18 protein-coding genes are annotated in these 21,647 nt (G+C 27.1%); all 18 read left to right on the plus strand.

Annotation, left to right across the window (positions count from 1 at the left end):
• Positions 1-41: 41 nt before the first annotated feature.
• The 18 genes from topA (at position 42) to CLOACE_RS00390 (ending at position 21,647) form a co-directional block, all read left to right on the plus strand.
• Positions 42-2,135, plus strand: coding sequence for a type I DNA topoisomerase (gene topA, locus CLOACE_RS00305; protein ID WP_070109046.1), 2,094 nt, complete (start codon positions 42-44; stop codon positions 2,133-2,135).
• A 252-nt stretch (positions 2,136-2,387) separates the two neighbouring features.
• Positions 2,388-3,164 carry a GTP-sensing pleiotropic transcriptional regulator CodY gene (codY, locus tag CLOACE_RS00310; protein WP_070109047.1) on the plus strand — a complete coding sequence of 259 codons (777 nt, stop codon included), beginning with the start codon at positions 2,388-2,390 and terminating at the stop codon, positions 3,162-3,164.
• Between the two features lie 255 nt (positions 3,165-3,419).
• Positions 3,420-4,121 (plus strand): 30S ribosomal protein S2, encoded by a 702-nt coding sequence (gene rpsB, locus CLOACE_RS00315; RefSeq protein WP_070109048.1) that lies wholly within the window; start codon positions 3,420-3,422, stop codon positions 4,119-4,121.
• 83 nt (positions 4,122-4,204) lie between these two features.
• The gene (gene tsf / locus CLOACE_RS00320; RefSeq protein ID WP_070109049.1) at positions 4,205-5,125 is read left to right on the plus strand and encodes a translation elongation factor Ts; all 921 of its coding nucleotides are present in this window, start codon (positions 4,205-4,207) and stop codon (positions 5,123-5,125) included.
• Positions 5,126-5,214: 89 nt separating this feature from the next.
• Complete coding sequence (gene pyrH / locus CLOACE_RS00325) at positions 5,215-5,925, plus strand: UMP kinase (protein WP_070109050.1); 711 nt, start codon at positions 5,215-5,217, stop codon at positions 5,923-5,925.
• 30 nt (positions 5,926-5,955) lie between these two features.
• The gene (gene frr, locus CLOACE_RS00330) at positions 5,956-6,513 is read left to right on the plus strand and encodes a ribosome recycling factor (protein ID WP_070109051.1); all 558 of its coding nucleotides are present in this window, start codon (positions 5,956-5,958) and stop codon (positions 6,511-6,513) included.
• Between the two features lie 81 nt (positions 6,514-6,594).
• Positions 6,595-7,347, plus strand: coding sequence for an isoprenyl transferase (locus CLOACE_RS00335; RefSeq protein ID WP_070109052.1), 753 nt, complete (start codon positions 6,595-6,597; stop codon positions 7,345-7,347).
• Positions 7,348-7,364: 17 nt separating this feature from the next.
• Positions 7,365-8,162, plus strand: a complete 798-nt coding sequence (locus CLOACE_RS00340; protein ID WP_070109053.1) for a phosphatidate cytidylyltransferase — start codon at positions 7,365-7,367, stop codon at positions 8,160-8,162.
• Positions 8,163-8,400: 238 nt separating this feature from the next.
• Positions 8,401-9,567 (plus strand): 1-deoxy-D-xylulose-5-phosphate reductoisomerase, encoded by a 1,167-nt coding sequence (locus CLOACE_RS00345; RefSeq protein ID WP_070109054.1) that lies wholly within the window; start codon positions 8,401-8,403, stop codon positions 9,565-9,567.
• Positions 9,568-9,595: 28 nt separating this feature from the next.
• A complete protein-coding gene (gene rseP / locus CLOACE_RS00350) occupies positions 9,596-10,609 on the plus strand; it encodes an RIP metalloprotease RseP (protein WP_070109055.1) in 1,014 nt (337 codons plus the stop codon).
• An 11-nt stretch (positions 10,610-10,620) separates the two neighbouring features.
• Entirely contained in the window at positions 10,621-11,667 is a 1,047-nt protein-coding gene (ispG, locus tag CLOACE_RS00355; protein WP_070109056.1) for a flavodoxin-dependent (E)-4-hydroxy-3-methylbut-2-enyl-diphosphate synthase, read from the plus strand.
• Positions 11,668-11,781: 114 nt separating this feature from the next.
• Positions 11,782-16,053: a PolC-type DNA polymerase III gene (locus CLOACE_RS00360; protein WP_070109057.1), complete on the plus strand. Its 4,272-nt coding sequence runs from the start codon at positions 11,782-11,784 to the stop codon at positions 16,051-16,053.
• A 325-nt stretch (positions 16,054-16,378) separates the two neighbouring features.
• A complete protein-coding gene (rimP, locus tag CLOACE_RS00365; protein WP_070109058.1) occupies positions 16,379-16,840 on the plus strand; it encodes a ribosome maturation factor RimP in 462 nt (153 codons plus the stop codon).
• A gap of 16 nt (positions 16,841-16,856) precedes the next feature.
• Positions 16,857-17,924, plus strand: a complete 1,068-nt coding sequence (gene nusA, locus CLOACE_RS00370) for a transcription termination factor NusA (protein WP_070109059.1) — start codon at positions 16,857-16,859, stop codon at positions 17,922-17,924.
• 28 nt (positions 17,925-17,952) lie between these two features.
• Entirely contained in the window at positions 17,953-18,216 is a 264-nt protein-coding gene (gene rnpM / locus CLOACE_RS00375; protein WP_070109060.1) for an RNase P modulator RnpM, read from the plus strand.
• A gap of 58 nt (positions 18,217-18,274) precedes the next feature.
• On the plus strand, positions 18,275-20,299 hold the full coding sequence (infB, locus tag CLOACE_RS00380) for a translation initiation factor IF-2 (protein ID WP_070109061.1): 2,025 nt from the start codon (positions 18,275-18,277) through the stop codon (positions 20,297-20,299).
• A gap of 36 nt (positions 20,300-20,335) precedes the next feature.
• Entirely contained in the window at positions 20,336-20,701 is a 366-nt protein-coding gene (gene rbfA, locus CLOACE_RS00385) for a 30S ribosome-binding factor RbfA (RefSeq protein ID WP_070109062.1), read from the plus strand.
• Positions 20,688-21,647 carry a DHH family phosphoesterase gene (locus CLOACE_RS00390; protein ID WP_070109063.1) on the plus strand — a complete coding sequence of 320 codons (960 nt, stop codon included), beginning with the start codon at positions 20,688-20,690 and terminating at the stop codon, positions 21,645-21,647. Before rbfA ends, CLOACE_RS00390 begins: the two co-directional genes overlap by 14 nt.

Below are 21,647 nucleotides of genomic sequence, written 5' to 3' on the forward strand. Positions count from 1 at the left end.
TGACGTTCTCTGACAAATTAATATTGTTCAGGGATAATATAATGGGAAAAAAATTAGTTATAGTTGAATCACCTGCAAAGGCAAAAACTATAGGAAAATATTTAGGAAAAAATTACATGGTAGAAGCATCTATGGGGCATGTTAGAGATCTTCCTAAAAGTCAATTAGGTGTTGATATAGATAATGAGTATAAGCCTAAATATATAACAATAAGAGGTAAAGGGGAAATATTAGATAAATTAAGAAAACAAGCTAAGAAAAGCGACAAAATATACCTTGCTACTGACCCAGATAGAGAAGGAGAAGCTATTTCTTGGCATTTAGCTCATATATTAAAATTAAATGAAGATGATAATTGCAGAATAGAATTTAATGAAATTACTAAAAATTCAATAAAAAACGCCATAAAATCGCCTAGACAAATAAACTTAAATTTAGTAGATGCTCAGCAAGCAAGAAGAATATTAGATAGGTTAGTTGGATATAAAATAAGTCCAATTTTATGGAAAAAAATACGATGGGGGCTAAGTGCCGGAAGAGTTCAATCAGTTGCATTAAATATTATATGTTCAAGAGAAAATGAAATTAATGAATTTGTACCTAAGGAATACTGGACTATAGAATGTGCTATTAGAAAAGAAGAAGAGGACAAAGTATTTAATGTTAAGTTAACAACTAAAAAAGGTAAAAAAGTAGAAATAAACTCTAAAGAAGAAAGCGATGAAATTATAAATGAGCTAAATCAAGGTGAGTTTATTGTTAAAAATATAAAAAAAGGAACTAAGAATAAAAATCCATTGGCACCATTTACTACAAGTACACTTCAACAAGATGCATATAGAAAGTTGAATTTTTCTACAAGAAGAACTATGTCTGTAGCTCAGCAACTATATGAAGGAATAGATATAAAGGGTCATGGAACAGTAGGATTAATAACTTATATGAGAACCGACTCTGTTAGAATATCTGATGAAGCACAATCTAATGCGAAAGAGTATATATTAGATAAATTTGGAAAAAATTATATTCCAAAATCTCCAAGAAGTTTTAAAAGCAAAAAAAATATACAAGATGCTCATGAAGCTATAAGACCTACCAATATAGAAATAACTCCTGAAGTAGCTAAAGATAATTTATCCAATGAGCAATTTAAATTGTATAATTTAATTTGGACTAGATTTATGGCAAGTCAAATGTCATCTTGCATAATGAATGTTATATCTGTAAATATAGAAAATGGAGAATATGGTCTTAAAGTCAGCGGATCTAGTATAAAATTTGATGGATTCATGAAAGTATATGATTATAATACAGAAGAAGAAAAAAATTCTGTAAAATTTCCTAATTTACAAGAAGGGGAAAAATTAATTAAAAAATCTATAGAAGGTAAACAACATTTTACACAGCCACCGGCAAGATATTCAGAAGCTACTTTAGTAAGAACTCTAGAGGAAAATGGAATTGGTAGACCAAGTACTTATTCACCAATAATATCTACATTATTGGATAGAAAATATGTAGAAAGAGAAAATAAGAGTTTAAAGTCTACAGAACTTGGTTTCATAGTAAATAATATAGTAAGCCAATATTTTAAACAAATAGTTGATGCAGAGTTTACAGCTGAAATGGAAAATAAGTTAGATGAAGTAGAAAATGGAAAAAAAGATTGGATAAATGTAGTTGATGAATTTTTTACTCCGTTAAAAGAATCAATAAAAATTGCTGAAAAAGAAATAGAAAAAATAACTATAGAGGAAAAGGTAACAGATGTAAAATGTGAAAAATGCGGAAAAAATATGGTAATAAAACATGGAAGGTTTGGGGATTTTTTAGCATGTCCTGGATATCCTGAATGTAAAAATACTAAGCCAATTATAAAAGAAATAGAAGCTTCTTGTCCTAAATGTGAAGGGAAAGTAATAGTTAGAAAGAGTAAAAAAGGAAGAAAATTTTTTGGCTGTAGTAACTATCCTGAATGTGATTTTATAAGTTGGTTTGAACCTTCTACAAAAAAATGTCCTGATTGTGAAAGCTATATGGTAAAAAGATATAGTAAAACAAAAGGAAATTATTTAGAATGTTCTAATAAAGAATGTAAACATAGGGAATATGAAAATGATAACAATAAAGAATAAATTTATTTATATTTAATTAGCATATAAAAAATAATATAAAAATTTAAAAGTTAAATAAAAATGTCGAAAATTACTGTGATGATTGTTGAAATTAAAAAAACTATATGATATTATAGTTAAGAGATGAGAAATAATTCTAAATATTTTAAAAAGTCGCAATAATTAAATGTAATTATATATAAAATTATTATAATAATAAATAGTCAAAAATAAGTTGCGGTTAATATATATATAGTATGAGGAGGAATACATATGCCAAGTTTATTAGAAAAAACAAGGATGTTAAACAAGATATTACAAAAGTCAGGAACAGAACCAGTAGTTTTTGATGACATAGCAAAAGTTTTAAGTGATGTTTTAGTTTCTAATGTATATATAATAAGTAGGAAAGGAAAAATATTAGGATACGATTTTTCTGTAGGATTTGAATGTGATATAGTAAAAGAAGATATAATAAACGAAATGAGATTTCCAGATTTCTACAATGAAAAATTATTAAATGTTCATGAAACAAGAGCTAATATTACTAACAAAGGAAAATGCGTTTTTAATGAAGGAAGTAAATGTGATTTAAAAAGCAAATTAACCACTATAGTTCCTATAAATGGTAACAGAGAAAGATTGGGTACTTTATTACTAGCTCGTTTTGATAAACCTTTTACAGATGATGATTTAATTTTATCAGAATATAGTGCTACTATTATAGGGCTTGAAATATTAAGATCAAAACAAGACGAAATAGAATCAGAAGCTAGAAAAAAAGCAGTTGTACAACTAGCAATAGGAACATTATCTTATTCAGAATTAGAAGCAGTAGAACACATATTTAATGAATTAGATGGAGATGAAGGATTGCTTGTTGCATCAAAAATAGCAGATAAAGTTGGAATTACAAGATCTGTTATAGTAAATGCATTAAGAAAGTTTGAAAGTGCAGGGGTTATCGAGTCTAGATCTCTTGGAATGAAAGGAACACATATAAGAATATTAAATGATAAATTATTAGATGAATTAAAAAAAATAAAATAATAAAAAGATAGTAAACAAAAATTGTTTGCTATCTTTTTTAATTATTTTTATCTGAATTTATTTTGGGCTTTATTTTATCATATATTAATTATAAAATATCATTTGAAAATTTTATATTGATAAGAAAATATGTTTATGATATACTACTTAAGTAAGATAAAATACACACATTATCTAATTTATAAAAAGGTGCCTTGTTTAATAGGTATTTTATAAGTATGAAGATAATGGAGGAGTAACCAAGGAGGTAGTAATATGGCAGTAATATCAATGAAACAATTATTAGAAGCAGGTGTTCACTTTGGACATCAAACAAGAAGATGGAATCCTAAAATGGCTCCATACATATTTACAGAAAGAAATGGAATATACATTATTGATTTACAAAAAACTGTAAAAAAGGTAGAAGAAGCTTATAACTTTATTAGAAAAATTTCAGAAGAAGGTAAAGAAGTTCTATTTGTAGGAACAAAGAAGCAAGCACAAGAAGCTATAGCACAAGAAGCTTCAAAATGTGAAATGAATTTTGTTAATAATAGATGGCTAGGTGGAATGTTAACAAACTTTGTAACAATCCAAGGAAGAATCAGAAAGTTAGAAGAAATAGAAGCCATGGAACAAGATGGAATATTTGATGTTTTACCTAAAAAGGAAGTTATAAAACTTAAAAATGAACAAGAAAAATTAGAAAAGAATTTAGGCGGAATAAGAAAAATGAATTTAGAAAATCTAGGAGCTTTATTTGTTGTAGATCCTAGAAAGGAAAAAAATGCAATTGCTGAAGCTAAAGTTCTTGGAATTCCAGTAGTAGCAATAGTAGATACAAATTGTGATCCTGATGAAGTTGATTATGTTATTCCTGGAAATGACGATGCTATAAGAGCTGTAAAATTAATTACTTCAAAAGTAGCAGAAGCTGTTTTAGAAGGAAGACAAGGAGAACAATTAGCTGAATAATAAATACTTTAAGTATTAAAATATAAAGGTAGATGAAAAGATTTCATTTACCTTTTAGATTATGTATAATAGGAGGAATAAGAATGATTACTGCACAGATGGTAAAAGAATTAAGAGAAGTAACTGGCGCAGGCATGATGGATTGTAAAAAAGCCTTAAAAGAAGCCAATGGAGATACTGAAAAGGCCGTAGAATTGTTAAGAGAAAAAGGACTTGCAGCAGCTGCTAAAAAAGCAGGAAGAATAGCTGCAGAAGGATTAATTGAAACATATATTTCAGAAGATAAAAAAGTAGGGGCTATTGTAGAAGTTAACTGTGAAACAGACTTTGTTGCAGCTAATGAAGATTTTATAAATTTAACAAAAAACATAGCTAAACAAGCAGCAGCAACAAATGCTAAAGATATAGATGAATTTGTAAATGAATCATACATAGCTAATAATGGCAAAACAATAAAAGATTCTGTAACTGACTTAATAGCAAAACTTGGTGAAAATATGTCCGCAAGAAGATTTGGTAAATTTGCTGTAGATAGTGGAGCAATAGGAAGCTATATCCATGGTGGTGGAAGAATAGGAGTTTTAGTTAAATTAGAATGTGAAAAGGAATCGGAAAAACTAGAAGAAGTTGCAAGAGAAATAGCTATGCATGTTGCTGCAACTAATCCTTTATATTTAGATGAAGATGACGTAGATGAAGCAAGTTTAGAAAAGGAAAGAGAAATTTATAAAGTTCAAGCTTTAAATGAAGGAAAGCCTGAAAAAATAGTTGAAAAAATGGTAGAAGGCAGAATTAAAAAGTTTTATAAAGAAAACTGTCTTATAGAACAAATTTGGGTTAAAGATCCAGACCTTACTATAAAGAAATATGTTGAAAAAGAATCAAAAGAAATAGGTTCTCCAATAAAGGTTGCAGGATTTATAAGATTCGAAAGAGGAGAAGGAATAGAAAAGAAAGAAGAAGACTTTGCTGAAGAAGTAAAAAAACAAATGCAGCAGGGTTAATGTAATGTAAAGAGAACACTGCGTGTTCTCTTTTTTTAAAGTATAAATAAGTTATTACAAAAATTTATTTACATTTGGAGGTATAGTTAATGTCTAATGTCAAATATAAAAGAGTTATGTTAAAATTATCGGGTGAAGCATTAGCAGGAAAAAATGGATATGGAATAGATTTTGAAGTAACAAGTAGAATAGCCAATGAAATAAAAGAATTAGTTGATATGGGAATACAAGTAGGAGCAGTAGTTGGAGGAGGAAACATATGGAGAGGTAGAAATGGAGAAAATATGGATAGAACTACTGCAGATTATATGGGTATGTTAGCTACATGTATAAATGCTCTAGGTCTTCAGGATTCTTTAGAGTCTATAGGAGTAGATACTAGAGTACAAACAGCTATAGAAATGAAGGAAGTAGCAGAACCGTTTATAAGAAGAAGAGCTATGAGACATTTAGAAAAAGGAAGAGTTGTTATATTTGCAGCAGGAACAGGAAATCCTTATTTTTCAACAGATACTACTGCTGCATTAAGAGCAGCTGAAATAGAAGCAGATGTTATATTACTTGCAAAAAAAGTAGATGGTGTATATGATAAAGATCCTCATAAATATTCAAATGCTAAAAAATATGATAAACTAAATTATATAGAAGTATTAGAAAAAGGATTACAAGTAATGGATTCAACTGCTACATCTCTATGCATGGATAATAGTATACCTATAGTAGTATTTGGATTAGATGCTCCAGGTAATATTAAAAAAGCTGTTTTAGGTGAAAAAATAGGAACTATAGTATCAAAATAAGAGAATATGAAAATAAAAGGAGGAAATAATATGATTAAGGACATATATAATATGGCTGATGAAAAAATGGATAAAACTATATTAAATTTAAAAAATGATTTTGCTAGCTTAAAAGCTGGAAGAGCAACACCTTCTATGTTAGATAGAATTCAAGTAGAGTGCTATGGATCTATGATGCCAATAAATCAATTAGCTAATGTTTCAGTGCCAGAACCAAGAGTGTTATTAATACAGCCTTGGGATAAAAATTCTATAAAAGATATAGAAAAATCTATACTAAAATCTGATTTAGGAATAAATCCTTCCAATGATGGTAATGTTATAAGACTTGTAATACCTGAATTAACAGAAGAAACAAGAAAAGAGCTTGTAAAAGTTATAAAGAAAACAGCAGAAGAAGCAAAAATATCTATAAGATCTATTAGAAAAGATTGTAATAATAAAATAAAAAATTTAAAAAAAGAAGATGATATATCAGAAGATGATATAAAGGTAGCAGAAAATGAAATTCAAAAGAAAACAGATAAATTTATTAAAGAAATAGACAATCTAGTAGATAAAAAAGAAAGCGAAGTTATGTCTGTTTAAAGTATTAATTACTAATAAGAACCTGCGAATTCGCAGGTTCTTATTAGTAAAAAAATATATATTAAAAGGAGAAGAAAAATTATGTTTAATTTTTCAATGAAATCAAATGAAATAAATTCTAACATAGATTTAAAAAAAATACCAAAACATATAGCTATAATAATGGATGGCAATGGAAGATGGGCTAAGAGTAGAAAATTACCAAGAACTATGGGTCATAAAGCAGGAGTAGAAACTATAAGAGAAATAGTTAAAGAATGTAGCAATTTAGGAGTAAAGTATTTAACTTTATATGCTTTTTCTACTGAAAATTGGAAAAGACCTAAGGAAGAAGTAAGTGCTTTAATGAAGCTATTAGTTCAATATTTAAGAAAAGAGTTCGATGAATTAAATAGAAATAATGTAATAATAAATAGTATTGGTGATATTTCTAAACTTCCAGAAATATGTAAAAAAGAACTGATATTAGCTTATGAAAAAACAAAAAATAATACAGGACTTGTTTTAAATTTAGCTTTAAATTATGGTGGAAGAGATGAAATAATAAATGCAGTAATAAAATTAGTAGAAGATATTGAGAGTAAAAATATATTAAAAGAAGATATAAATGAAGAAGTTTTTTCTAAATATTTATATACTACTGGTATACCAGATCCAGATTTAATTATAAGACCTAGTGGAGAGCAAAGATTGAGTAACTTTTTATTGTGGCAGTGTGCTTATTCTGAGTTTTGGTACTCTGATATAAAATGGCCAGATTTTAAAAAAGAAGATTTACATAAAGCTATTTATGATTATCAATATAGAGATAGGAGATTTGGTGGTATAAAATAAATTGGAGATGGTGAGTTATGGATAAAAGATATATAGGAGCATTAATACTTTCACCTTTAATTATATTTTTATTTCTAGGAGGAGTATATTTAAAATACTTAATGTTTGCTGTTTCTTTAATTGGAATGTTTGAATTTTACAATGCAGCAAATAAAAAAGGTATAAATAGTTTTAATTTAATTGGGTATTTACTTTGCATAGTTTATTATATTACATTACAAAAAGAAATAAATTATTTTTTGATATTTCATTTAATGGTATTTTTAATTATTATAATGTTAAGTATACCTATAATAAATTTAAAATATAATTTTATTGATGCTTCAATTACTATAATTGGATTTTTATATATACCTATTTGTTTTAGTTTTATAGTGCTTACAAATTTTAAAGATTATGGCAATTATCTTATTTGGTTAATTTTTATTTCTTCTTGGCTTTGTGACACTGCAGCTTATTATACTGGAAAGTTTTTTGGGAAAAATAAATTGTGTCCTAAAGTTAGTCCTAAAAAAACTATAGAAGGTTCCATAGGAGGGTTTATAGGAAGTATTATAGGATGTGGCTTATTTGGAGTTTTTTGTATACATAATGGAGTAAATATACCAATATATAATTATTATATAATAGGTGCTATATGTGGAATAGTATGTCAATTTGGAGATTTAGTTGCTTCTTCAATAAAAAGATACGTTGGAATTAAAGATTATAGTAATTTAATTCCTGGTCATGGCGGAATATTAGACAGATTCGATAGCATACTTTTTTCCGCAGTAGCAGTATACTATTACATATCTTTTATTATTAAAATTTAAATATATAATTATATTTGGGTTAGTATAAAATAAAAGTATACTCTTTTTAATGTTAACAATATTAAAAAGAGTATGTTTATTTTATAAATATAAATAATAATTCAAACTGTATTATTTTAATTTTATTATTGATTTTTTTAAATTATTAATTGTAGCATTACTTTATTTTAATTATTAAATATGTTAATATTAAACCTGTATACTATAAAGAAATTAACTATTGAATGGGGCGTTAAAATTGAAAAGATTAAGTATATTAGGGGCAACTGGTTCTATAGGGTTTCAGACTTTAGATGTAATTAGAAAAGATAAAGAAAATTTTTCATTAGTTGCAGTTTCTGCCAATAAAAGTTATAAAAAAATCATAGATATAATAAAAGAATTTAAACCTAAATATGTAGTATTAATGGAAAAAGAGGCTTTTAACATAGTTAAAGATTATTGCAAAATTAATAATTTAAATGTTAATATATTATTTGGAATTGAAGGATTAAAAATAATATCAACTTTGCCAGAGGTGGATATTGTTGTTACTTCACTAGTAGGAATGGTAGGATTAGTGCCTACATTAGAAGCTATAAAAAATAAAAAAACTATAGCTTTAGCTAATAAAGAAACATTGGTTGTAGGAGGAGAAATAGTAACAAGAGAAGCAAAAAAAAATAATGTAAATATTATACCAGTAGATTCTGAACATAGTGCAATTTTCCAATGTTTAAAAGGAGAAAGTAAAAAAGAAGTAGATAAAATAATAATTACAGCTTCAGGAGGGCCTTTTAGAGGAAAAAGCAAAAATGAATTAATAAATGTTACAAAAGATCAAGCATTAAGTCATCCAAAGTGGAATATGGGCAAAAAGATTTCTATAGATTCAGCTACACTTATGAATAAAGGATTAGAAGTTATAGAAGCTCATTGGCTATTTAATATAGATTATAATAAAATAGAGACTATAGTACATCCTGAAAGTGTAATACATTCTATGGTTCAATATGCTGACGGAAGTGTATTAGCTCAATTAGCAGTAGCAGATATGAGACTTCCAATACAGTATGCTTTAAATTATCCTTATAGAAAAAAAGCTGTAGTAAATAAGCTAGAATTATCTAAGATAGGAAATTTAACTTTTGAAAAGCCAGATTTAGAAACTTTTAAACCTCTTAAACTTGCCTATGATGCTGGAAAACAAGGAGGTATAATGCCTACAGTTTTAAATGCAGCTAATGAAGAAGCTGTTAAATTATTTTTAGAAGATGAAATAAAGTTTTTAGATATAATTACAATATTAGAAAAATGTATGGATGAATTTTCAAAATTGTCATTAGAAGTTAATTTAGAAAATATACTTGAATTAGATAAAAAAGTAAGAAGATATGTAAAAATAATAAAATATAATTACATATAAATCTATTTATTTAGGGAGGAATAATATAGTGTATATAATAGGAGCACTTTTAGCATTTAGTGTATTGGTTATAGTCCATGAATTTGGACATTTTATATTAGCTAAATTAAATGGTGTAAAAGTTGAAGAATTTTCATTAGGTATGGGACCTAAACTTTTTGGAATAAAAGGAAAAGAAACAGAATATACAGTTAAAATTTTGCCTATAGGTGGTTATGTGAAAATGTTAGGAGAAGACGGAGCTGAAACAACAGACCAAAGAGCATTTATAAACAAAACACCAGTACAAAAATTGAGTATAGTAGCTGCAGGTCCAATAATGAATTTTATATTTGCTATTTTGATGTTTGCTTTAATAGCTTCTGTAAGAGGATATTTATCACCAGTAGTTAGTGAGTTAGAACCAAATAAACCAGCAATAGTTGCAGGTATAAAGCCGGGAGATAAAATTATTGGTGTAAATAATAAAAAGATTTTAACTTGGGAAGATTTTGTTACAGAAGTGTACTTATCTAATGGAAGTGCTTTAAATATAAAATTAAATAGAAATGATAAAATAGAAAATGTAAAAATAGTACCTATAAAAGATGTTAATGAAAAAAAATATATTGTAGGAATATATCCAACACAAGTAACAAATCCTTCTTTGGTTAATTCAATGAAGTATGGTTTTATAGAATCAAATTCTTTAGTTAAACAAACTTTTGCATTTTTGAAAACTTTATTTAAAGGTAATGTTTCAAAAAATGATTTTGGAGGACCAGTAACTATAATAAGAGTATCCGGTCAAGCAGCTAAAGCAGGAATAATAAGTTTAACAGCTTTTGCAGCTTATTTAAGTGTTCAACTTGCTATATTCAATATAATACCTTTTCCAGCATTAGATGGAGGGTGGATATTTTTATTGTTAATTGAAATAATAACTGGTAAAAAATTTGATGATAATAAAGTAGGATTTATAAATTATATAGGTTTTGCTATACTCATGACGTTAATGGTACTAGTAACTATTAAAGATATATTGTATCCTATTAAGTTTTAGGAGATGATATTATGGATAGAAAAAAAACAAAAAAGATTAGAGTTGGAAGTACTTACGTAGGTGGGGATTATGAAATAACGGTGCAATCTATGACTAATACTGATACTAGAGATGTAAAAGCTACTATTAATCAAATAAAAGATTTAGAAAATGCAGGTTGTCATATTGTAAGATGTGCTGTTCCTGATATGGAGGCAGCAATTGCTTTAAAAGAAATAACAAATAATATAAATATACCTTTAGTTGCAGACATACATTTTGACTATAGATTAGCATTAAAATCTATAGAAAGTGGAGTAGCGGCTTTAAGAATTAATCCAGGGAATATAGGAAGTATAGAAAGAGTAAAATTACTAGCAAAAGAAGCTAAAAGTAAAAATATACCTATAAGAATAGGCGTGAATTCAGGTTCTTTAGATAAAAAACTACTAAATAAATATGGAAAAGTGTGTCCAGAGGCTTTAGTTGAAAGTGCTATGGAACATGTAAAAATACTAGAAAATGTAAATTTTTATGATATTGTTATATCTATAAAATCTTCAGATGTAAACTATATGATAGAAAGTTATAAAATGATTTCAAATTTAGTAAACTATCCTCTTCACTTAGGAGTGACAGAAGCAGGAACTATTTGGAGGGGAACTATAAAATCTAGTATAGGTATAGGAAGTCTTCTTCAGCAAGGAATAGGAGACACTATTAGAGTATCACTTACAGGAAATCCAGTAGAAGAGGTTAAAGTTGGAAAAGAAATATTAAAAGCATTAAACTTACAAAAAGGCATAAAATTTGTATCTTGTCCTACTTGTGGTAGAACAGAAATTAATTTAATAAATATAGCCAAGGAAGTAGAGAAAAAACTTGAAAATTGCAATAAAGATATTAAAGTAGCTGTTATGGGTTGTGTTGTTAATGGACCAGGAGAAGCAAGAGATGCAGATATAGGTATAGCAGGTGGAAAAGGAGAAGGTCTTATTTTTAAAAAAGGAGAAATAATAAAAAAAGTTAAAGAAGATAAACTAGTAGATGAATTAATAGAAGAAATTAATAAAATATAGAAAAAAATGAATATAAGAATTTATAAAACAAATAATAATATAAGTTTACTATATAAGAATAGACAGCAAATAGCTGTCTAATTTTCATTAATTAGCTCATTAGGGGGAAAAACAATGCATTTATTGCAAAAGGAAATAAATACTAATGATAGTGACGGCAAAAATGTTGAAATTACAAAAATTAAATATTTAAAAAAAAGCAATAAAGTTATAATTATGATAAAGTGTAATAGCGATATAAACTATGATGAAAAGCAAAATATAGAGAAAAGTATATTAAAAAAATTGCAAGAATTTAAAAATATAAATTTAATATTTTATAAAAATGTAGATGATATAAACATTGAGGATATATGTGGAAAGTATTGGAATGAACTTGTAGATAAGATAATTTCTATTTTGCCTGTAAGCAAGGATTGTTTACGTACTTCTATAAGAAAAGTAGAAAATAATATATTAAAGTTAAGCTATGGCAATAAATTTTTATGTACATTACTTAAAAATAAAAAATTTGAAAAATTAGTATCTGATATTATAGTAGACATTTTTGGAGTTAAATGCTTAGTTTCTTTAAATTATGATTTAAAACTAGAAAATTTTAGTTATGTAGAGTCAAAAGCAATAGAAGAAAAAAAATTAATTAAACACTTAATATCAACAAAATGTGAAAATCATAATAACCACAATAAATGCAAAAAAGAAATCATTAATAAAAATAATAATAACATAATAGTAGGGAAAAATATAAATTTAAATAATATAAATATAGTGGATGTAGATGAAACTTCAGGCATTGTTGCTATAATAGGAGATATTTTTAAAGTAGATATTATAGAAACAAAAACTGGAAGAAAGATTATTAGTTTTTGTATTACAGATTATACTAGTTCTATAACAGTAAAGCTTTTTCCAAAAAATAAAGATACAGATAGAGTTATTGAATCTATAAAGAAGGGTCTTCATTGTAAAGTTAGAGGAGAAGCTGTATATGATAGGTATTTAAAAGAAGTAGTAATTATGGCAAAAGATATAATTAAAGTTTCTAAAATAGAAAGAATGGATACTTCTGAAGAAAAAAGAGTAGAGCTTCATTTGCATACTAAAATGAGTGCTATGGATGCAATAACTTCTGCTAATGAATTAATTAAAAGAGCAGCTAAATGGGGACATAAAGCTATAGCTATAACAGATCACGGAGTTGTTCAAGCTTATCCTGAAGCTATGGATGCTGCTAAAAAACACAATATAAAAATTATATATGGTTTAGAAGGATATTTAGTAGATGATGGTATTCCTATTACTATAGGAGAATTAAATAAAACTATAGAAGATACATTTGTAGTATTTGACATTGAAACTACAGGACTTTCTGTAATAAATGATAAAATAATAGAAATTGGTGCAGTAAAAATTAAAAATGGAAAAATTATAGACAAATTTAATGAATTTGTTAATCCTAAAATTAGTATACCAGCAAAAATAATAGAACTTACTAATATTACCGATGATATGGTAAAAAATGCAGAAGACATAAGTGTCATAATAAAAAAGTTTATGGAATTTGTAGAAGACTCTATTTTAGTAGCTCATAATGCTAATTTTGATGTATCCTTTATAAAAAAGATTTGTAGCAATTATAATATAAATTTTAACAATTCAGTTATGGATACTTTACCACTAGCTAAGTTTTTATTTCCTGAATTAAAAAGATATAAATTAAATGTAATAGCAAAACATTTAAATATATCCTTAGAAAATCATCATAGAGCTGTAGATGATGCAAGAGCTACAGCAGATATACTTTTAAATTGTTTTAAAATTTTAAAAGATAGGAATATATTAGATTTAGAAACTTTGAATAAAGAATTTATAAAAAATATAGATATAAAGAAATTAAACACATATCATATTATATTATTAGTAAAAAATCAAAAGGGATTAAAAAATTTATATAAATTAGTTTCTAAATCAAACTTAGAATATTTTTATAAAAAACCAAGATTACCTAAAAGTTTAATACAACAGTATAGAGAGGGTTTAATAATAGGATCTGCTTGTGAAGCTGGTCAAGTTTATAAAGCAGTACTTCAGGGCAAATCAGATGAAGAAATTAAAGATTTAGTAAATTTTTATGATTATTTAGAAATACAGCCTTTAGGAAATAATAGTTTTATGATTAGGAATGGCATAGTGAAAGATGAAAAAGAATTGCAAGAAATAAATATAAAAATTTGTAATATAGCAGAAAAGAACAATCTTCCTGTTGTTGCTACATGTGATGTTCATTTTATGGATCCTAAAGATGAAGTCTACAGGAGAATATTAATGTATGGTCAAGGTTTTTCAGATGCAGATAATCAGCCGCCATTATATTTTAGAACTACAGAGGAAATGCTTCAGGAGTTTAAATATTTAGGAGAAGAAAAATCAAAAGAAGTAGTTATATATAACACAAACAAAATAGCAGAAATTATAGAAGAAGTTAAACCTATACCAGAAGAAACTTTTCCACCTAAAATTGAAGGAGCAGAAGAACAAATAAGAGAAATGACATTAAAAAAAGCTCATGAAATATATGGAGAAAAGTTGCCTGAAGTTGTAGAAAAAAGATTAAATAAAGAACTAAATTCTATTATAAGTAATGGGTATGCTGTTTTATATTTAATAGCTCATAAGCTTGTAGCAAAATCTGTAGAAGATGGATATCTTGTAGGATCTAGAGGTTCTGTAGGATCTTCTTTTGTAGCTACTATGTCTGATATAACAGAAGTTAATGGATTACCACCCCATTATGTGTGTTCTAAGTGCAAATATAGTGAATTTATAACAGATGCATCTATTGGATCAGGAGCGGATTTGCCAGATAAAAAATGTCCAAAATGTGGAGAAGACATGACTAAAGATGGTCATGATATACCTTTTGAAACATTTTTAGGATTTGAAGGTGATAAAGAACCAGATATAGACCTTAACTTTTCAGGAGAGTATCAACCAGTAGTTCATAAATATACTGAAGAGTTATTTGGAAAAGGTCATGTATTTAGAGCAGGTACTATAGGAACTATTGCAGAAAAAACAGCCTATGGTTTTGTTAAAAAATATATTTCTGAAAAAAACATAGTATTACCTCAAGCGGAAATAGAGAGATTATCCCAAGGATGTACTGGTATAAAAAGAACTACAGGTCAACATCCAGGGGGAGTAATGGTTGTTCCTACAGATAATAATATATATAATTTTAGTCCAATACAGCATCCTGCTGATGACAATAATACAGATATAATAACTACTCACTTTGATTATCATTCAATAAGCGGAAGATTATTAAAATTAGATATACTGGGACACGATGATCCTACTGTTTTGAGAATGTTACAAGATTTAACAGGAGTAGATCCTAAAAAAATACCTTTAGGAGACGAAAAAGTTATGAGTCTTTTTACTTCACCAAAAGAATTAGGTGTAACTAAAGAAGAATTAGGATGTGAAGTTGGTACTTATGGTCTTCCTGAATTTGGAACAAAATTTGTAAGACAGATGTTAATAGATACTAGACCTAAAACTTTTGCAGATTTAGTAAGAATATCGGGATTATCTCATGGAACAGATGTTTGGATAAACAATGCACAGTATTATATAAAAGAAGGATACACTACTCTTAAAAATTGTATTGCTACTAGAGATGATATAATGATTTATCTAATTAATAAAGGTCTTCCTCCTAAAATTGCCTTTACTATAATGGAAAAGGTAAGAAAAGGTAAAGGTCTTACGGAAGAACATGAGAAAATAATGAGGGAAAATAAAGTTCCAGATTGGTATATAGAGTCTTGTAAAAAAATAAAGTATATGTTCCCAAAAGGTCACGCAGTAGCTTATGTTATGATGGCAGTAAGAATAGCTTATTTTAAAGTTTATTATCCTAACGCTTATTATGCTACCTATTTTACTGTTAGGGCAGATGATTTTGATGCAGATTTAATAGTAAAAGGTGAAGAAACTATAAAGCAAAAAATGAATGAAATAAATTTAATGGGAAATAATATTACCCAAAAGGATAAGGGAATGCTTACTATTTTAGAGTTAAGTTACGAAATGTATAAAAGAGGCATAAAATTTTTAAGAGTGGATTTATATAAATCTCATGCTACTAAATTTTTAATTGAAGATGAAGGAATAAGACTTCCCTTAAATTCACTGCAAGGTGTAGGAAATAATGCAGCTATAAATATAGTAGAAGCTAGAAAATTAGGAGAATTTATATCTAAAGAAGATTTAAGGATAAGATCAAAAGTATCTAAAACAGTAATAGAGTCTTTAGAGAATCATGGTTGTTTAAGAGGGCTTCAAGAAACCAATCAATTGTCTTTATTTAATATGGTTTAATTTTTTAATTAGATTTAATAAAATATTGGCTATTTAACTTTTCCTTGAAATACTTATTTTAGTATGCTAAAATAAGTATAGTTGTTTAACAAATTTATGTTTTGACAAAAGAGTGGGTAAAAGCCCGCTCTTTCTATTTGTAAAAGGTATATTTAAAAACGCAACTGATGTTGCGTTTTTAAATATATTTAGATTATTGCAAATAAAATTTTAACATAAATTCATATATATTTTATAAGTTTATTAAGTAGTTATGAAAAACTAGCTTTGTAAATCGCAGAATTACTCTATGATTTATTTCAATAATATATTAAGGAGGGATTTTATGAATAATGAAATATTATTAAATAAACTTAATAATATTATTAAGCCAATAGTTGAAAATTTAAATTATGAATTATATTATATAGAATTTGTTAAAGAGCAAGGAGAACATTACTTAAGGGTTTATATAGATAACCAAAAAGGAATAACTCATAAAGATTGTGAAAAAGTTAGTAGAGAAGTTAGTGACATGCTAGATATAGAAGATCCTATAGATAATAGTTATTACTTGGAAATATCATCTCCAGGTATAGATAGGACTTTGTATAATGATACTCACTTAAAAGCACATATAGGCTGTAATATTGAAATTAAATTAAAAAGTTTATTTAAAGGGAAAAGAAAAATTCAATGTAAACTTTTGGGGTTTAATAGTGAATATGTAAATGTAGAATTTGAAAAAGAAGAAATAGAAGTGCCAAGAGAAAAAATTCATAATATTAATTTGAAAGGAGAACTATAAGGAGGTTACTTTAAAAATGAATCTGGAATTTATTGAAGCATTAAAAGAAATTATGAAAGAAAAAGGTATTAGTGAAGAATTGTTATTTTCTACTATAGAAGATGCTTTAGTAGCAGCTTATAAAAAGAATTACGCTAATAAATCTATAAATTCTCAAAATGTGAAAGTTACAATGGACAGGGAAAATGGAGAAATACATGTATATTCTCAAAGGAAGGTTGTAGAAGAACCTAGTGAAGACATGAATGAAATTTCATTAGAAGAAGCTAGAATGATAGATGCTGGCTATAATATTGAAGATGTAGTTAATATAGAAGTTACTCCTAAAAAATTTGGGAGAGTTGCAGCACAAGCAGCTAAACAAGTAGTAATACAAAGAATAAAAGAAGAAGAAAGAAGAATAGTGTATAATGAATTTATAGAAAAAGAATGTGATATAATAACAGGAACTGTTTTAAGAAAAGATAAAGCAAATATTTTAGTAGATTTAGGAAAAATAGAAGCTGTTTTAGGACCAAATGAACAAATTCCTGGAGAAAAATATAATTTTAATGATAAAATAAAATTATATATAGTAGAAGTTAAAAATACAACAAAAGGAGCTCAAATTATAATATCTAGAACACATCCAGGGTTAGTTAAAAGATTATTTGAATTAGAAGTTCCGGAAATATACGACGGAACAGTTGAGATTAAATCTATTGCTAGAGAAGCAGGATTTAGAACTAAAATAGCAGTGTTTTCCCATGATGAAAATGTAGATGCTATGGGAGCTTGTGTTGGACCTAAAGGAATAAGAGTTCAAAATGTAGTTAATGAATTAAAAAATGAAAAAATAGATATAATTAAATGGAGTAAGTTATCAGAAGAGTTTATAGCTAATTCTCTAAGCCCTGCTAAAGTTTTAGATGTAGTGTTGAATGAAGATTCAAAAGCAGCTTCAGTAGTAGTAGATGATAATGAATTATCTTTAGCTATTGGAAAAGAAGGTCAAAATGTTAGACTAGCTGCAAAACTTACAGGATGGAAAATAGATATAAAGAGCAAGTCTCAGGTTGAAGATCAACCTGAATTAGAAGAATAAATGGCACAAAAAAGGATGGTGTTTAAAAATGAAGGCAAAGAAAATACCTCAAAGGATGTGCACAGGTTGTTTAGAAACAAAGCCTAAAAAAGAATTAATAAGAGTAGTAAAAAATAAAGAAGGAGAAGTTTCAGTAGATTTAACTGGTAAAAAGCCTGGAAGAGGAGCGTATATATGTAAAAATGCTCAATGTCTTGAAAAAGCATTTAAAGCTAAAAGGCTTCAAAAAAATCTAGAAACTAAAATTGATGAAGAAATTTATAACAGATTACAGGAAGAGATTAATGGTTAAATTTATTAAAACTTTCTTACTTTATTTGTAGTAAACTTTAGTTTCGGGGGTGAATATTTTGTCAAAAATAAGAATATATGAGTTGGCAAAGGAAATTAATATATCAAGTAAAGAATTAATAAAAATGTTAGGTGAAGAGTTTAATATAATAGTTAAAAATCATATGAGTGTAATAGAAGAAGAAGATGCAGAATTATTAAAAGAATTTTTTGAAGAAAAAGATAAAGATAATGAAGAAAATAATTATGAAAAAAAAGAAGTAAAACCTAAAGATAAAAAAAATAAATCAAAAAATAAAGAAGATGATGATGAAGATGAAGAAGTTATAATAGAAATTGAAGATACAATTACAGTAAAAGAATTATCAGAAAAAATGAAAAAACCTACTACTGAAGTTATAAAACAATTGATATTTATGGGAGTAATGGCTGGTATAAACCAAGAAATTGATTTTAAAACTGCAGAAAAGCTAGCAGAAAAGTTTAATTGCATAGTTATAAAAAAAGAAGATAATTCTGCTGTGGCAGAAGATGAATTATACAATGAAGAAGATGAACAAGACGAAAAAGGAGTTAAAAGACCACCTGTAGTTACTGTAATGGGGCACGTTGACCATGGTAAAACATCTATACTTGATGCTATAAGAAAAGAAAAAGTTACAGCAACAGAAGCAGGAGGTATAACTCAGCATATAGGAGCGTACACAGTAGATATAAATGGAGAAAAAGTAACATTTTTAGATACACCAGGTCACGAAGCTTTTACTTCTATGAGGTCAAGAGGAGCTCAAATAACAGATATAGTAATATTAGTTGTAGCAGCAGATGATGGTGTTATGCCTCAAACTGAAGAAGCTATAAGCCATTGTAAAGCAGCTAATGTACCTATAATAGTTGCTATAAATAAAATAGATAGGCCAGGAGCTAATCCAGATAGAGTAAAACAAGAATTAGCAGAAAGAGATGTAGTTCCAGAAGAATGGGGAGGAAATGTAATATGTGTTCCTGTATCTGCACATACTAAAGAAGGATTAGATAGTCTTTTAGAAATGATTATTTTAACTGCTGAAATTCAAGAGCTAAAAGCTAATCCAGATAGAAATTCAAAAGGAACAGTAATAGAAGCTAAATTAGATAAAAGAAGAGGACCAGTAGCTACTTTATTAGTACAAAATGGTACTCTGAATGTAGGAGATTCTGTAATAGTAGGATCTACTTATGGAAGAATAAGAGCTATGTTTGATGATAAAGGTAAAAAAATAAAATCAGCAGGACCTTCAATACCAGTAGAAATCTTAGGTTTATCTGAAGTTCCAGCAGCAGGAGATAGATTCCATGTAGTTAAAGATGAAAAAACTGCAAGAGAAATGGCTGATAAGAGAAAAGAAAAAATAAGAACAGAATATCTTCAATCAACTCATAAAGTTTCCTTAGAAGATTTATATAGTCAAATTAAAGAAGGAAAAATTAAAGAGCTGGGAATAATTGTTAAAGCTGATGTTCAAGGAACTGTTGAAGCTATTAGACAATCTTTTGAAAAATTATCTAGTGAAGAAGTAAAAGTAAGAGTTATTCATGGAGCAGTAGGTGCTATAACAGAAACAGATGTAATGCTAGCTAATGCTTCAAATGCAATAATTATTGGATTTAATGTAAGGCCAGATACAAATGCAAATATGTTAGCGGAAAAAGAAGAAGTAGATATAAAAACTTATAGAGTAATATATGACGCTATAGAAGATATTAAAGATGCTATGGTAGGTATGTTAGAACCAGATTATAAAGAAGTAGTTTTAGGAAGAGCAGAAATAAGACAAATTTATAAAATTTCTAGTGTAGGAACTATAGCAGGATGCTATGTTCAAAATGGAAAAATAACCAGAAACTCTCAAGTTAGAGTTATAAGAGATGGTATTGTAATATTTGAATCTGAATTAGCTTCATTAAAGAGATTTAAAGATGATGCAAAAGAAGTTGCTACGGGATTTGAATGTGGACTTAGCATAGAAAAGTTTAATGATATTAAAGAAGGAGATATAATAGAAGCTTACGAAATACAAGAAATTAAAAAGAAAGAAATATAGAAGGTTATGACTTAAAAAAAGTGGAGTGATGTTATTATGTCAAAGTATAGAAGCGGTAGAATAAATGAAGAAGTAAAAAGAGAAATAAGTTCTATAATACAAAATGATATAAAAGATCCAAGATTAACAGCTATGGTAAGTGTTACAAAAGTAGAAGTAACTAGAGATTTAAGATATGCTAAGGTTTTTATTAGTTTATTTGGAAAAGAAGAAGATAAAGAATCTTCCTTAGAAGCATTAAAAAGTTCTTCAGGATTTATTAGAAGAGAAATTGGTCAAAGAATTAATCTAAGATATACTCCTGAAATAATATTAAAAATAGATGATACTATAGAACAAGGTATGCATATAGATAACATATTACAAAAGCTGAAGGAGAAAAAAAGTAATGATGATGAATAGTATTTTAAAAACTATTAGGGAAAGTAATGAAATAGCTATTACTTTTCATACATCTCCTGATGGAGATTCATTAGGAAGTTCTTTAGCTTTAATGCAGGGTTTAAGAAAATTAAATAAAAATGCATATATACTATGTAAAGAAGAGCTTCCGAAATCTTTTTCTTTTTTACCTTATTCAAAAGATATAGATAAAGATAAATTTACTTTAAAGGAAAATACAGATTGTGTAATAGTTTTAGACTGCGGAAATGTAGAAAGAATTAATGCAAATTTAAAATTTGAAAATAAAAATTGTGTTATCATAAATGTAGATCATCATCTTTCAAATGACTTATATGGAAACTTGAATTTTGTAGATGCTAATGCAGCAGCAGTAGGAGAAATTGTATATCAAATGTTAATGAGCTTAGGAGTTGAAATAGATACTGATATAGCAACTTGTCTATATACTTCTTTAATTACAGATACAGGATCTTTTAGATACTCAAATACTTCTTGTGTAACTCATGCTATAGCGGGAGATTTAATAAATTGTGGTATAGATTTTAGCAGTATACACAGAAAAATATTTGAAAATAAAGATTATATAAGAGTAAAGTTATATGGAAAAGTAATAGAGGATTTAAAAATAGTTGATGATAAAATTTGTATTATTAGAATTACTAAAAATATGTTAAAACAATTAAATGTTGAAGAAGCATCAGATACATCTGATGTAATATCTCTTGGGATGCAAATAAATACAGTTGAAGTAGCAATTCTTTTAAAAGAATCAGAAGAAGGTGTAAAGGTAAGTTTAAGGTCAAAATCTAAAGTGGATGTTAGAAAAGTAGCAGAAAACTTTGGAGGAGGAGGTCATATAAGGGCGTCAGGATTATGCATTAACGATAAAAGTATATATGAAGTAGAAAAATTAATATTAGAAGAAGTTAGAAAAGAGTTGTAA

Source organism: Clostridium acetireducens DSM 10703 (assembly GCF_001758365.1).
Classification (GTDB): domain Bacteria; phylum Bacillota; class Clostridia; order Clostridiales; family Clostridiaceae; genus Clostridium_C; species Clostridium_C acetireducens.

Coding starts and splice junctions, on each gene's coding strand:
- topA (WP_070109046.1), top strand. CDS start 42: ATGGGAAAAAAATTAGTTATAGTTGAATCACCTGCAAAGGCAAAAACT.
- codY (WP_070109047.1), top strand. CDS start 2,388: ATGCCAAGTTTATTAGAAAAAACAAGGATGTTAAACAAGATATTACAA.
- rpsB (WP_070109048.1), top strand. CDS start 3,420: ATGGCAGTAATATCAATGAAACAATTATTAGAAGCAGGTGTTCACTTT.
- tsf (WP_070109049.1), top strand. CDS start 4,205: ATGATTACTGCACAGATGGTAAAAGAATTAAGAGAAGTAACTGGCGCA.
- pyrH (WP_070109050.1), top strand. CDS start 5,215: ATGTCTAATGTCAAATATAAAAGAGTTATGTTAAAATTATCGGGTGAA.
- frr (WP_070109051.1), top strand. CDS start 5,956: ATGATTAAGGACATATATAATATGGCTGATGAAAAAATGGATAAAACT.
- CLOACE_RS00335 (WP_070109052.1), top strand. CDS start 6,595: ATGTTTAATTTTTCAATGAAATCAAATGAAATAAATTCTAACATAGAT.
- CLOACE_RS00340 (WP_070109053.1), top strand. CDS start 7,365: ATGGATAAAAGATATATAGGAGCATTAATACTTTCACCTTTAATTATA.
- ispG (WP_070109056.1), top strand. CDS start 10,621: ATGGATAGAAAAAAAACAAAAAAGATTAGAGTTGGAAGTACTTACGTA.
- CLOACE_RS00360 (WP_070109057.1), top strand. CDS start 11,782: ATGCATTTATTGCAAAAGGAAATAAATACTAATGATAGTGACGGCAAA.
- rimP (WP_070109058.1), top strand. CDS start 16,379: ATGAATAATGAAATATTATTAAATAAACTTAATAATATTATTAAGCCA.
- nusA (WP_070109059.1), top strand. CDS start 16,857: ATGAATCTGGAATTTATTGAAGCATTAAAAGAAATTATGAAAGAAAAA.
- rnpM (WP_070109060.1), top strand. CDS start 17,953: ATGAAGGCAAAGAAAATACCTCAAAGGATGTGCACAGGTTGTTTAGAA.
- rbfA (WP_070109062.1), top strand. CDS start 20,336: ATGTCAAAGTATAGAAGCGGTAGAATAAATGAAGAAGTAAAAAGAGAA.
- CLOACE_RS00390 (WP_070109063.1), top strand. CDS start 20,688: ATGATGATGAATAGTATTTTAAAAACTATTAGGGAAAGTAATGAAATA.